Here is a 13,358-nt window from a genome sequence, read left to right as displayed (position 1 = left end):
TTGCTGCAAGGAATTGATAAACGGTATGAAAATACTGGTCATCGGCCCTTCTTGGGTTGGCGATATGATGATGTCGCAAAGTCTTTACCGCACCCTGAAGGCCGAATATCCGGCAGCAGATATTGATGTGATGGCACCTGCGTGGTGCCGTCCGCTTTTGGCCAGAATGCCGGAAGTGCGTCACGCCATCCCAATGCCATTAGGGCATGGCGCTTTTGCTTTTGAGGAACGCCGCCGCTTGGGTCTGGCTTTACGTGAAACAGGCTATGATCGCGCCTATGTTCTACCAAATTCGTTTAAGTCTGCCCTAATACCTTACTTTTCAGGAATTAAGCAACGTATTGGCTGGCGTGGCGAGATGCGCTATTTCTTGCTCAATGACATGCGTATTCTGGATAAAGAGGCCTTCCCCATGATGGTCCAGCGCTATGTTGCTCTGGCCTATGATAAAGAACGCGTCCAGTCGGCGGCTGATTTACCGCAACCTTTGCTCTGGCCGCAATTACAGGTTCGCGACCAAGAGATTGCCGAGATCACGGCGTCCTTCAATCTCACAGATAACCGGCCCATTATTGGGTTCTGCCCCGGTGCTGAGTTTGGCCCAGCAAAACGCTGGCCACACTATCACTACGCCGCGCTGGCGCAGAAACTGATTGATGCGGGCTATCAAGTGGTCTTATTGGGTTCGGCAAAAGACAACGAAGCTGGCGAGGAGATCCGTCAGGCTCTGGGCGACAATTCGCGCGAATATTGCCTCAATCTGGCGGGTCAGACATCGCTAGAACAGGCCGTCGTGCTGATTGCAGCCTGTAGCGCAGTGGTTAGCAATGACTCCGGCTTAATGCATGTCGCCGCCGCATTAAATAAACCATTAGTCGCCTTATATGGCCCAAGCAGCCCAGATTTCACCCCACCACTGTCTGACAAAGCCACCGTCATTCGTCTGATTACCGGCTATCAAAAAGTGCGTAAAGGCGATAGTGCGCAGGGCTATCATCAAAGTTTGATTGATATCCAGCCAGAGCAAGTGATGGATGCGCTTGATAAGCAGCTCGCCGCGCAAAAATGTTCAGCCAAAGAGGGGGGTTAATGCACATATTGATCGTTAAAACCTCTTCAATGGGCGACGTTTTACATGCGTTACCTGCGCTGACAGACGCCATGCAGGCCATTGCGGGTATTCGCTTTGATTGGGTGGTCGAAGAGGGCTTCAGCCAGATCCCCGCCTGGCACCCGGCGGTGGATAAAGTGATCCCGGTGGCGATCCGTCGTTGGCGCAAAAACTGGTTTGGTACTGACACTCGGCAGGAGCGCTGTGATTTTAAACGTGTTGTACAGCAGCGCAGTTATGATTTGGTGATCGATGCGCAGGGGCTGATTAAAAGTGCTGCGCTAATTACCCGCATCGCCAAGGGCGTCAAGCATGGCCCGGATTGTAAAAGCGCTCGCGAGCCATTTGCCAGTTGGTTCTATAACTGCCGCCATGAGATTGACCCCAAGCAACATGCGGTGGAGCGCACACGCCAGTTATTTGCCAAAAGTCTGGGTTATGACCTGCCAGAAAGTTATGGCGATTACGCCATCGCGCCCCGATTTTTAAGCCAGTTACCCGCTGATGCCGGTCAGTATCTGGTTTTCCTGCATGCAACCACTCGCGACACTAAGCACTGGCCGGAAAGTCACTGGCGGCAACTCATTGACCTGATTGCTCCCACAGGGTTAAAAATCAAATTACCTTGGGGCGCAGAACATGAGTATCAGCGCGCTTTGCGGCTAGCGGAGCACTCGCCTCATGTTGAGGTATTGCCTAAACTCAGCCTCCAACAGGTGGCCGAAGTTCTGGCGGGCGCAAAAGCGGTGGTGTCCGTTGACACTGGCCTTAGTCATCTAACCGCCGCACTCAGTCGCCCCAACATTACGCTATACGGCCCAACCGACCCTGGCTTAATTGGTGGTTATGGTGAAAATCAAATTGCCGTTATTTCTGAGCAAAAAAATATGGATACCATTACCGCTGAAACCATTATGGTGCGATTAGAAACATTGATTTCATAAGCAATAATTACTTATTTCCCATCACGGGAATACGCTTAAAATTTCACCACCCACTATTTATTCTGTAATAACAATCGGCTCTGATAATTATCAGAGCCGATTGTTATCAGCTTTATGATTGTTAAACATGGCTAATTGGTTATTTAACTCCTTGAGAAAATAAAATCACTCACGTGTTACGAGTAATCCCATCTAAATTTCTCTGTTCACGCATAAAGAACGAAATACAACCCCAATAACACTTAAATCTCATTAATCCACAGCAACTCACTGAGTTAACGACTAATATCAGGTAAAAGAACCGCCACTAAATGAACTGGCAGCCGCTATCGCCAAATTTTTAACTGCCCACAGACATTAATGAAAACCATTCTCATGGTTGGATCTGTTAAATCAAGCCTTGCCTATTCATTTACTGAAATTGTTAAAATTTTATATTCTTTTTATGAATGGCACGCCTCTGTTCTGGCTATCAGCCTGGCCCAGCCGAAAAGAGCCTTTCTTACACAAATATGGTATTATTATTAGTAATCCATATAAATGAAATTGATAGAATGTTGCTGCGCTTATATCAGGTACTGCTCTACCTTATTCAACCTTTGATTTGGCTACGGTTGCTGTTACGTAGCCGTAAAGCCCCCGCTTATCGCAAGCGCTGGGGAGAACGTTATGGTTTTTGTGCCGGTAAAGTTGTCGCTGGCGGCATCATGCTGCATTCAGTTTCAGTCGGTGAGACACTGGCCGCGATCCCGTTAGTCAGGGCATTGCGTCATCGCTATCCATCACTACCCATTACCGTGACCACCATGACACCCACTGGCTCCGAACGGGTCCAGTCTGCTTTTGGTAAAGACGTTCACCACGTTTATCTGCCTTATGATCTTCCCGGCTCGGTGAACCGCTTCTTGGATCAGGTCAACCCTAAGCTGGTCATTATTATGGAAACAGAGCTGTGGCCAAACCTGATCAATGCGCTGCATCGCCGTAAAATACCGCTGGTGATTGCCAATGCTCGCCTATCTGCTCGTTCTGCCGCTGGCTACAAAAAGATCGGCAGTTTTATCCGTAATATGCTGCAACGCATCACGCTAATCGCCGCACAAAATCAAGAAGATGGTGATCGCTTCATTGAGCTGGGCCTCAGACGCTCACAACTGACAGTAACGGGTAGCCTGAAATTTGATATTTCTGTCACCCCTGAATTAGCCGCCAGAGCGGTGACATTACGGCGCCAATGGGCAGCACATCGCCCGGTGTGGATTGCAACCAGTACCCATGATGGCGAAGAAGCCATTTTGCTGGAAGCTCATCGCCAATTATTACAACACTTCCCAACATTGCTACTAATTCTGGTGCCACGACACCCTGAACGCTTCCCGAAAGCAGTCGAACTGACACAGAAAGCAGGGCTAAGTTACACACTACGCAGCAAAAGCGAAATCCCTTCAGCCAGCACGCAAGTCGTGATTGGCGATACCATGGGTGAGTTGATGCTGCTGTACGGCATTGCTGATCTGGCCTTTGTGGGCGGTAGTCTGGTTGAACGTGGTGGCCATAATCCGCTGGAGGCAGCGGCCCATGCGATACCGGTGCTGATGGGGCCACATACATTTAACTTTAAAGATATCTGTGCCAAGCTGGAACAGGCTGAGGGGCTGATTACTGTCACCGATACCTTATCGCTGGTGAAAGAGATAACCATGCTGCTGACTGATGAAGATTGCCGCCTCTATTATGGCCGCCACGCGGTTGATGTGCTGCATGAAAATCAGGGCGCACTACAACGGCTATTACACTTGCTGGAGCCTTATCTACCGCAACGGAGCCACTAATGAGTGCAAAAAAACGCCTGTCAGTTGTGATGATTACTAAGAATGAAGCCTCACTGCTGGCAGATTGTTTGGCATCCGTTAGCTGGGCTGATGAAATAGTCGTCTTAGATTCAGGCAGTGAAGACAACACAGTCGCACTGGCCCAGCAGTATGGCGCTAAAGTGCATAGCAACACCGAGTGGCCCGGTTATGGCAAACAGCGGCAATTAGCCCAGCAATATGCCAGTGGCGATTATATTCTGATGCTGGATGCTGATGAACGTGTTACCCCTGAGCTAAAAGCCGCAATCGAGGCCGTGCTATTGGCCCCCGAAGAGGGCGCAGTTTATAGCTGCGCACGGCGGAATCTGTTTTTAGGCCGCTTTATGCGCCATAGTGGCTGGTATCCGGATAGAGTTACCCGGCTATATCCGCACCACCAATTCCGTTACAACGACGATTTAGTTCATGAATCACTCGCCAGCGGCTCTGCCAAAGTTATTCCGTTGGCGGGCGATTTGCTGCATCTGACTTGCCGTAATTTCTTTACTTTTCAACGTAAACAGCTCAATTACGCTGAAGCGTGGGCGACTCAACGCTATCAACAAGGCAAAAGTTGCAGTTATTTTTCAATTATTAGCCATACTCTTGGGGCATTCTGTAAGACATGGTTATTCCGCGCCGGTTTCCTCGATGGTCAACAGGGATTCTTGCTCGCGGTGGTAAACGCGCAATATACCTTTAATAAATATGCGGCTCTGTGGGCATTGAGCCATCGACATCAGAAAAGCGAGAATTCATGACTACCAAAGCCATCTATCCCGGGACGTTTGACCCAATGACTAATGGGCATTTGGACTTAGTGACACGGGCTTCCACGATGTTCAGCCATGTGATTCTGGCTATCGCCGACAGTTCCAGCAAAAAACCGATGTTTACCCTCGACGAACGGGTCGCATTGGCAAAGCAAGTCACTGCGCCACTTAAGAATGTTGAAGTGCTAGGGTTCAGTGAACTGATGGCGGAGTTTGCCAAAAAGAATAATGCGAATATTTTAGTGCGGGGCTTACGTTCGGTCTCAGATTTCGAGTATGAGTGGCAACTGGCAAATATGAACCGTCACCTGATGCCAAAACTGGAGAGTGTATTCCTGATGCCATCAGAAAAATGGTCGTTTATCTCCTCTTCTCTGGTGAAGGAAGTGGCGCGCCATGGTGGTGATATCACCCCTTTCCTTCCAGCACCAGTGACTAAGGCACTGCTGGCTAAACTGGCTTAACCATCGGCTCATTCAAAGCAATTAATTTTGGCAGTGGCGGCAAAAAAAGGTGCTGCGCTGCCCATGTTTCGCAATTTCAATAAGTTGCCCACAGCGGCGGCATGGCTCTCCCGCCCGACCATACACCTGCAACTCTTGCGCAAAGTAACCCGGTTTACCGTCCGACTGTAAAAAGTCGCGTAAAGTGGTGCCCCCTTGCTCGATGGAGTGCAATAACACCGCTTTTATCGTTGCAACCAGCAGCGAGATTTCAATTTGCGTCAATGAACCGACGGCGCGATCGGGCAAAATACCGGCAGCAAACAGAGATTCACTGGCGTAGATATTGCCAACCCCAACCACCACTTTGTTATCCATCAACCACGGCTTAACCAATGTGCGTTTATTACGTGATTTATCAAACAAGTATTGAGGGGTAAATTCGTCGCTCAGCGGCTCTGGGCCTAAATGTGCCAGCACATTACTGGTTTCAAGGTCTGTCGCCCATAACCAGGCCCCAAAGCGACGGGGGTCGGTATAACGCAATATTTTGCCATTACTGATCACCAAATCGACATGGTCATGTTTTTCCGCTGCGGTCTCTTCAGGCAAAACGCGTAAGCTGCCCGACATCCCCAAATGCACGATAATCCAGCCGGTGGGTAGCTCTAGCAGTAAATACTTGGCCCGACGCTGAACACTGAGTACCGGCTGGTCGCTAAGTGCCAAAATTTCATCGGATACCGGCCAGCGCAAGCGGGTATTTCTGACCACGGCATATAAAATCGTCTGGCCGACAAGATAGGGTTCAATCCCGCGTCGGCTGGTTTCAACTTCTGGTAATTCAGGCATCATCCATCCCTTCGTGGTATCTCACTGTACTTTATATAATAAAAAACCCGGCCGAGGCCGGGTTTTTCTTAATCCACTAAAATTATTTAATTTTAGCTTCTTTGTAGATCACGTGTTGACGGACAACTGGATCGAATTTCTTCAGTTCCAATTTTTCCGGCTTCGTACGCTTGTTCTTCGTAGTGGTATAGAAGTGACCAGTACCAGCAGAAGAAACCAGCTTGATCTTCTCGCGAACACCTTTAGCCATGATTCAGTTCCTTAATACTTCTCACCGCGGGTACGAAGTTCGGCCAAGACCGTTTCAATACCCTTCTTATCAATAACACGCATACCTTTAGCAGATACACGCAGAGTTACAAAGCGCTTCTCGCCCTCAACCCAAAAACGGTGAGAGTGAAGGTTCGGCAGAAAACGGCGTTTGGTCGCGTTCATTGCGTGGGAACGGTTGTTACCGCTCACCGGGCGCTTGCCAGTAACTTGGCAGACTCGGGACATGTCTATTCTCCAAAAATCAAATCAGCTCGAGCTTCGTATAGGATTTGGCCGCCTCGTCAGGCTTTAGAGCCCATCTCAGCAAATTCACTGAGAAGACTCACTGTCATCAGGTCAGAAACCCCTGTCACCAGGTTATAAACCTGCTGAGATAGGCTCTTCACGCCAAACCCAAGATTCTCAAAGGTGGCGTAGTATACGCTCTGAAGCGTAAGTGCTCAAGTCCCGAACAGCTAAAGATCCTAAAAGGATCAATTATTATTTCACTAAAGCCATCCGCGTTCAGCAAATGAGACACATTCACCCCGACCGACTACCAAATGATCGAGCACCCGAATATCTAATAATGAACAGGCTTTTATCACCTGCGTCGTCATCAAACGGTCGGCTTGACTCGGTTCAGCCTTACCCGAAGGGTGATTATGCGCCAAAATAAGCGCGGCGGCATTCGCCTTCAGCGCTTCACGCACAATTTCTCTCGGATGGACCTCAACGCTGCTGATGGTACCAGTAAACATCTCTTCATGGCGAATAACACGATGCTGATTATCCAAAAACATGACTAAAAAAATCTCACGCTCACGGTGAGAGAGAATATTTTGCAGAAAATGTTGTGTGACCTCGGGATTAAGCAGGACACTTTCTTGCATCAGATGTGATGAAAAACAGCGATTAGCCAACTCCGCAATTGCCTGAATCTGACTGTATTTCGATGCGCCAATCCCCTTTTGGGCGCATAACGTCTGATAATCTGCAGACATCAGTCCGTGCAGCGAACCGAAGGTTTCAATCAAATATTCCGCCATCTTCATGACATGCATCCCCGGGATACCTGTGCGCAGAAAAAGAGCGAGCAATTCGGCATCTGACAACACGGCGGCACCATATTTTAGTAATTTTTCTCTTGGGGCGCACTGCCCATACCACTCATCCATCCCTTGACTCCTGTAATCCCTGAACAGCGCGGACAGCATGACAGAAGGTTTTATGCTCTGCGACGTCATGATTAACAGCATGCGCGACGTCTCGCAAATTTGATGATTGATGGCATCAGGGGATGCCCTGATAGCTAATCTGCTCGGCTGTTATGCTAAAATATCGTCTCTTACAGCTTTCATTCGGACAATCATGATGACGGGACTCTCCGGCAAACATATTGTGCTCGGGATTAGTGGGGGTATCGCCGCCTATAAATCACCTGAGCTGGTACGCCGCTTACGTGATAGAGGCGCGGATGTGCGGGTAGTGATGACCGCTGCCGCCAAAGCGTTCATTACGCCACTCACACTGCAGGCAGTCTCGGGTTATCCCGTCTCTGATGATTTGCTCGATCCTGCGGCAGAGGCCGCCATGGGCCATATTGAGCTGGGCAAATGGGCTGATTTAGTGATTATGGCTCCCGCTACCGCCGATTTGCTGGCCAGAGTCGCTGCGGGCATGGCGAATGACCTGCTAACCACGGTTTGTCTGGCAACTTCGGCACCAATCGCGGCAGTACCCGCCATGAATCAACAGATGTACCGCGCAGCCGCGACTCAAGCGAACTTACAGACCCTCGCGGATCGTGGAGTAATATTGTGGGGGCCAGACAGTGGCAGTCAGGCTTGCGGTGATATCGGGCCAGGTAGAATGTTAGACCCGCTGGAAATCGTCGCACTGGCACATGATCATTTTTCTGCAAAACAAGACCTGCAACATTTGAGTGTCATGATTACCGCAGGGCCAACACGTGAAGCACTTGATCCAGTTCGCTTTATCAGCAACCAAAGTTCGGGCAAGATGGGATTTGCCATTGCGCAGGCAGCCGCCGCAAGAGGGGCGAAGGTGACATTAGTTGCAGGGCCGGTAAATCTCCCGACGCCCGCAGGGGTTGACCGTATTGATGTTGTCAGTGCGCTTGAAATGCAGCAAGCCGTTCAGAATTTAGCCGCCCAGCAGAATATTTTTATTTCTTGTGCTGCGGTAGCAGATTACCGCGCTGAGCAAATTTCTGACGAGAAAATAAAAAAGCAGGGCGATGAGATTACCCTTAAGTTAGTGAAAAACCCAGACATTGTAGCTGGGGTAGCCTCAATGGCTAAAAATCGTCCATTTGTGGTTGGATTTGCTGCCGAAACCCAGAATGTGGAAGAATACGCGCGACAAAAACTAGCGCGAAAGAGTCTGGATCTTATTTGCGCTAATGATGTATCGCTCGCAGAGCATGGTTTTAACAGTGATACCAATGCCTTGCACCTTTTTTGGCCGGCTGGAGAGAAACGTTTACCGCTCAGCGATAAGCACCTCCTCAGTCAGCGTTTAATAGACGAGATTGTCAGCCGTTATGATGAAAAAAATCGACATTAAAATTCTGGACCCGCGTGTTGGCAATGAATTTCCGCTACCAACCTATGCAACAGAAGGTTCTGCTGGGCTAGATTTACGTGCCTGTCTGGATGAATCAGTGAATTTACTGCCGGGTCAAACCACGTTGCTACCGACAGGTTTAGCAATACATATCGCCGATAACGCGCTGGCGGCAGTTATTCTGCCTCGCTCTGGGTTAGGGCATAAACACGGCGTAGTATTAGGCAATCTGGTTGGGTTGATTGACTCCGACTATCAGGGGCAGTTGATGGTGTCAGTCTGGAACCGTGGTCAGCAGCCTTTCACTATCGAACCCGGCGAGCGTATCGCACAGATGGTGTTTGTTCCTGTTGTACAAGCAGAATTCAATCTGGTTGAAAATTTTGACCTGAGTGAACGTGGTACTGGTGGTTTTGGTCATTCTGGGCGCCAATAACCTACCCTAGACCTCAATACCGTAAAAAAGCTATCACATAAGCCGCCGGGGCTTAGTACCCAGTGCGGCCGGTATTGGGGTTTTTGTTATTAAGTCATTTTTAGCAAGGGTCTACTCGGACATGGCAGAAAAAGAAAATACCAAAAGGAACAGGCGCGAGGAAATTTTGCAGGCTTTAGCGCAAATGCTGGAATCCAGCGATGGCAGCCAACGCATAACTACCGCCAAACTCGCCGCCAATGTGGGGGTGTCTGAAGCTGCACTTTATCGGCATTTCCCCAGTAAAACGCGGATGTTTGATAGCCTGATCGAGTTTATTGAAGATAGTTTGATGTCCCGCATAAATTTGATTTTGCAAGATGAGAAAGAGACGTTCAATCGCCTCCGCTTGATCCTGTTACTGGTATTAGGGTTCGCGGAGCGTAACCCAGGGCTAACCCGAATTATGACTGGGCATGCACTGATGTTTGAACAAGATCGCCTGCAAGGCCGAATTAACCAGCTGTTTGAGCGTATTGAAGTTCAGCTACGTCAGGTTCTGCGCGAGAAAAAGCTGCGTGATGGGCAAGGTTTTATCCATGATGAGGCACTGCTGGCAACACAGTTGCTGGCCTTTTGTGAAGGGATGCTGTCGCGCTTTGTTCGTTCTGAATTCCGCTATCGGCCAACACAAGAGTTTGATGCCCGCTGGCCACTGATTGTGGCTCAGTTGCAGTAGCTCGGTTGCAGTCACTTTGTTGCGCTAGATATTGTTCAAGATGGGCCATAACTGGCCCCGAGGGGAAAAGCGCCGAGCTGATAGACCCTGGGAAGCCATGGCTCGGCACTTTTACCAACAGCGACCCCAGCACGGGCCACTGTCGGGACTATTTACGACCGTTTGGTTGCAGCTTCTCACCGACATTGAGCAAGAATATCTCATTATCGCGGGTTGAAATCCGCGCTGAACCATCGTCCATTCGGTAAGCTCCCTCAGTAAAGCCAGCACCATTTAGGAAAGGGGCAACGGCTTGTGGCTTATTGCGCAGTGAAGCTTCCAGCGCCAGTATAGCGTAAGGTTCGATAGCATCGACATCGGCATATTGGCGGTCTGGAGAGGCCATAAAGAAGCCGTCGATATAGCGAGTTTTAATGATGTTATCGCCGATTTTCTCTGCCAATAGCCGATAGTCTGCAACCTGACTGGCATTGTAGAGATCCAGCAACGCAAACAGGGCATAGGGATCACTGTTGGTGGTATCCAGCTTAATCTTCATCTCTTTACCCGGTGCTGTGCCGATATCACCCAGCCCCTGATCGCTGGCAATACCGCGTGCCACTTTCCACAATAGCGGGTCGTTATCAATGGCGTAGGCTCGGGCATAAGAGATCAGGAATTCGTTGCCTGCTTTGTACGGCTTAATCACAGTACCTTTTTTGCCGTAATAACCATCACGTGGCAGCGTGTAATTCGATAAGTCCTGCCCATTGGCAATCATCGGACGGAAAGTATTGTCCTGATCGTTATAAGCATATTTGGCGAACGCTTTCAGGCCATCCACCGTCCATTTCTGTAAATCCTGCCCTTGAGCACCCAAATCCTTACCCAGTTGCAACTGCATCAGCGCATTTTCAGAGTAAAGCGTGCTGGTACGCCCTTTGAGCATCATATTGCCCTCCAGCGCGCTGGGGCCAAACTCAGGCCCAAACTGGCGCTGTGCGCGGTCACCAAACTTGGAGTGCGTATCGGCATCATCCGTTGGCTCTTCGCGTTTCAGAGCTTGAGTAAACTGATAGACACCCAGACCCGTTTTAGCATCACGCGGCAACACATATTGGTCTGCCAGACGTTTAGCCCACACCAATGCCCCTTGATCCTGCTGATGTTTGTAGAGCAGCGAAGCTGAATAGATCAGATCATTACCCGCATTGAGGAAGCTCAGTCCTTTGGTGGCAAAGAAAGGCGGCTGTTGCTCAAATTTACTCTCCCACAACTCCCCCATCTTCTTGCCATACTCGCCGTGGCGGCTGGTTTCAAGAATGCGCCAGTCATAGACATGGGCGTTCCAGAAGCCACGAATAAAGCGGGTGGTGGCATCGCTGTCGACGCTGAACATCAGGTCATAGTAGGGATAGGCATTTTTCAGCTCATGCACCATCTCTTTTTCACTCGGTCCTTCGGGTTGCAACGTTTTCAGATCAACAAAACGGTGACCGCCCCAGTAGAGTAAGCCGCTTGGGTCCTGATAATTCTGGAAGTGGTAGCGGACGATATCTTCAGCACGCTGCTGATAGCGATTATCGCCACTCAACTGGCTCAGGCCACTCATGACTCGCATCAGGTTTTGTTGCGCGGAGAAGTTTGATAACACAGCCCGACGGCCATCGGGGAAAATCCATTCCAATTGCTGTCCGGTACGGGGGTCAACACCATCTGACAGTAACGGACTGGGCTTATCACCGTGATAAGTATCCGACGCTTTACTCAACACATTATCGACATACTGCTTTACCACCGTCAGGCGATCAGCATCCGCTGCTTGCCCGGCGGGTATATACAGCGTCGCCAGCGCAGCCATACTCAAAAATAATGCTCTTTTTTTCATTACTTTTTTACCTGTCAAAAATCGTTATGGTGAGGTGTGACCCCAGAGATCAGAATCTGATGACTTCAGTGATAAATCAGAAGCTGTATTTTATCCCTACGCGATAACGAGTTTGGCGTTCGCTGGTATCTTTGCTGCCAGAGACATTACCGACCGCCATATAAGGGGACCAACTCTTATCCCACTTGTAAGTTAATTTTAAGTCATGAGTCCAGTCATAACTTTCTTTATTCGCTAAAATGACACCAGCTTTATTGGCCTTTTTATAGTCGATTTCATAATCTAATTGATAATCTTTGGCGAGTTTATAGCTGATAACACTCGTCAAATTATAACCATTTTCAGACGTGTCTTTTTTTGTATTAATATTGGCGCTGGTGCGTTTGTAATAGGGACGATAACGTAATGAAACAGAGAGATCGTCAATGATATTGGCCTTACCACGCAGATAAGGACGATAGCTGTTAGCTGTAGAACTTGAATCTAATGAGAAGCCGGGTTCAATAGAGAATGTTTTATCAATTTTATAGACATAGCTGGCGACAACTTCAGTCCCATTACTGACTGTTTCGTTAAATGCTTTATCTTTATCTTGAGCGCCTTTCCACTTACCTTCTAGTGATAATCCAAAGCCATTAGCGAAGCGGTGAGACATTAATAATCGGTCTTTATGGCTATTGCCACTTTGATCTTGCATTTCATGACGATAGTCAATAGTTACGGCCATTGCGCTAGTGCTGAGAAGTGATGCCACTGCCAGAGATAATAATTTAATATTCATTTCAGTTACCTTATTTTAATAAAAATATATTTATCCCAAAAAATACAAAAAACAGTTATGGAACAGCATTCTATTTATTTTGATATAAAGTTCCGAGATCTACGGCTAATAGTTCGAAATTAATGACACCAATATCGATTTATGTGACTAACTTCAAAGTAAATAGTTTTAACTAATGTCTTATCACTGTGAGTTTTTTCGTTATATCGCAGGAGTGGCAAGGGATTGACGCTATTTATGATGGGATTATTTTCGAGATAAATAGTCTTGACGCGGTAGGTAATAATATTGTAGGCTCACTTAAAATAGAAAAATATATTCCAGTCCAATATTTTCTTATCGGTATTATTATCAGTTTTAAGTACTTTTATGTAATCGCTATTATTCTCTTTATTTCTGTAGAAAATGGCTTAGCAGAAATATGTGTCACTTCCCGTGATAGCAGGTATTTTCGCTTAAATATAAATATTATTTAATATAAGAAAGGATAATATTTTGGTATTTATCTATTAGACGAAAAGACTGATATTTGGTCCTAGAGCAGCGATTAATACAGAATAACCACAGCAAGAGGCGTGATATCAAAAGACATTGACGTGACAACTAGGCAGCAAATGAGTGATAAAGTGCCAGTGGCGGAGAGAACAGGCAGATCGTAAAGACGCCGTAGATCCATCCCTGGAGGACCCTGTACACGATTCTGTGTAATCACCATTCTGTTATAGATGACCGCTAAGGC

General features: G+C 48.1%; 14 protein-coding genes. 8 read left to right on the top strand and 6 right to left on the bottom strand.

The window, feature by feature from the left end:
- Positions 1 to 25 precede the first annotated feature (25 nt).
- The 5 genes from rfaF to coaD all read left to right on the top strand — a co-directional run bounded on the left by rfaF (position 26) and on the right by coaD (position 5,145).
- Positions 26 to 1,090, top strand: a complete 1,065-nt coding sequence (rfaF, locus tag AACW11_RS12750) for an ADP-heptose--LPS heptosyltransferase RfaF (protein ID WP_212586873.1) — start codon at positions 26 to 28, stop codon at positions 1,088 to 1,090.
- Positions 1,090 to 2,055 (top strand): lipopolysaccharide heptosyltransferase RfaC, encoded by a 966-nt coding sequence (gene rfaC / locus AACW11_RS12745; RefSeq protein ID WP_212586872.1) that lies wholly within the window; start codon positions 1,090 to 1,092, stop codon positions 2,053 to 2,055. Before rfaF ends, rfaC begins: the two co-directional genes overlap by 1 nt.
- A gap of 554 nt (positions 2,056 to 2,609) precedes the next feature.
- On the top strand, positions 2,610 to 3,887 hold the full coding sequence (gene waaA, locus AACW11_RS12740) for a lipid IV(A) 3-deoxy-D-manno-octulosonic acid transferase (RefSeq protein ID WP_445285818.1): 1,278 nt from the start codon (positions 2,610 to 2,612) through the stop codon (positions 3,885 to 3,887).
- The gene (locus tag AACW11_RS12735; protein WP_212586871.1) at positions 3,887 to 4,669 is read left to right on the top strand and encodes a glycosyltransferase family 2 protein; all 783 of its coding nucleotides are present in this window, start codon (positions 3,887 to 3,889) and stop codon (positions 4,667 to 4,669) included. The genes waaA and AACW11_RS12735 overlap by 1 nt, the downstream gene beginning before the upstream one ends.
- Positions 4,666 to 5,145 (top strand): pantetheine-phosphate adenylyltransferase, encoded by a 480-nt coding sequence (gene coaD, locus AACW11_RS12730; protein WP_212586870.1) that lies wholly within the window; start codon positions 4,666 to 4,668, stop codon positions 5,143 to 5,145. The genes AACW11_RS12735 and coaD overlap by 4 nt, the downstream gene beginning before the upstream one ends.
- 21 nt (positions 5,146 to 5,166) lie before the next feature.
- Here coaD and mutM read toward each other — a convergent pair whose 3' ends face one another.
- The 4 genes from mutM to radC all read right to left on the bottom strand — a co-directional run bounded on the left by mutM (position 5,167) and on the right by radC (position 7,406).
- Complete coding sequence (gene mutM, locus AACW11_RS12725) at positions 5,167 to 5,976, bottom strand: bifunctional DNA-formamidopyrimidine glycosylase/DNA-(apurinic or apyrimidinic site) lyase (RefSeq protein WP_212586884.1); 810 nt, start codon at positions 5,974 to 5,976, stop codon at positions 5,167 to 5,169.
- A gap of 82 nt (positions 5,977 to 6,058) precedes the next feature.
- Positions 6,059 to 6,226, bottom strand: a complete 168-nt coding sequence (gene rpmG, locus AACW11_RS12720) for a 50S ribosomal protein L33 (RefSeq protein ID WP_004392084.1) — start codon at positions 6,224 to 6,226, stop codon at positions 6,059 to 6,061.
- Between the two features lie 11 nt (positions 6,227 to 6,237).
- A complete protein-coding gene (gene rpmB / locus AACW11_RS12715) occupies positions 6,238 to 6,474 on the bottom strand; it encodes a 50S ribosomal protein L28 (protein WP_019213058.1) in 237 nt (78 codons plus the stop codon).
- A 263-nt stretch (positions 6,475 to 6,737) separates the two neighbouring features.
- Entirely contained in the window at positions 6,738 to 7,406 is a 669-nt protein-coding gene (gene radC / locus AACW11_RS12710) for a RadC family protein (protein WP_212586869.1), read from the bottom strand.
- 193 nt (positions 7,407 to 7,599) lie between these two features.
- Between radC and coaBC the strand changes: the two genes are divergently transcribed.
- From coaBC to slmA, 3 genes are all read left to right on the top strand, one after another.
- Positions 7,600 to 8,817 carry a bifunctional phosphopantothenoylcysteine decarboxylase/phosphopantothenate--cysteine ligase CoaBC gene (gene coaBC / locus AACW11_RS12705; protein ID WP_212586868.1) on the top strand — a complete coding sequence of 406 codons (1,218 nt, stop codon included), beginning with the start codon at positions 7,600 to 7,602 and terminating at the stop codon, positions 8,815 to 8,817.
- Positions 8,795 to 9,253, top strand: coding sequence for a dUTP diphosphatase (gene dut, locus AACW11_RS12700; protein ID WP_212586867.1), 459 nt, complete (start codon positions 8,795 to 8,797; stop codon positions 9,251 to 9,253). The genes coaBC and dut overlap by 23 nt, the downstream gene beginning before the upstream one ends.
- Positions 9,254 to 9,374: 121 nt before the next feature.
- Positions 9,375 to 9,971, top strand: a complete 597-nt coding sequence (gene slmA / locus AACW11_RS12695; RefSeq protein ID WP_004714376.1) for a nucleoid occlusion factor SlmA — start codon at positions 9,375 to 9,377, stop codon at positions 9,969 to 9,971.
- A gap of 148 nt (positions 9,972 to 10,119) precedes the next feature.
- Here slmA and AACW11_RS12690 read toward each other — a convergent pair whose 3' ends face one another.
- Together AACW11_RS12690 and AACW11_RS12685 are read right to left on the bottom strand one after the other, a co-directional pair.
- On the bottom strand, positions 10,120 to 11,838 hold the full coding sequence (locus tag AACW11_RS12690; protein WP_212586866.1) for a pectate lyase: 1,719 nt from the start codon (positions 11,836 to 11,838) through the stop codon (positions 10,120 to 10,122).
- A gap of 76 nt (positions 11,839 to 11,914) precedes the next feature.
- A complete protein-coding gene (locus AACW11_RS12685) occupies positions 11,915 to 12,619 on the bottom strand; it encodes an oligogalacturonate-specific porin KdgM family protein (RefSeq protein ID WP_212586865.1) in 705 nt (234 codons plus the stop codon).
- Positions 12,620 to 13,358: the final 739 nt, after the last annotated feature.

Source organism: Yersinia sp. Marseille-Q3913 (genome assembly GCF_963892745.1).
In the GTDB taxonomy this organism is placed as follows: Bacteria; Pseudomonadota; Gammaproteobacteria; order Enterobacterales; family Enterobacteriaceae; genus Yersinia; species Yersinia bercovieri.
The sequence above is the reverse complement of the archived record's forward strand: the minus strand, read 5'-3'. Positions and strand labels throughout refer to the sequence as shown.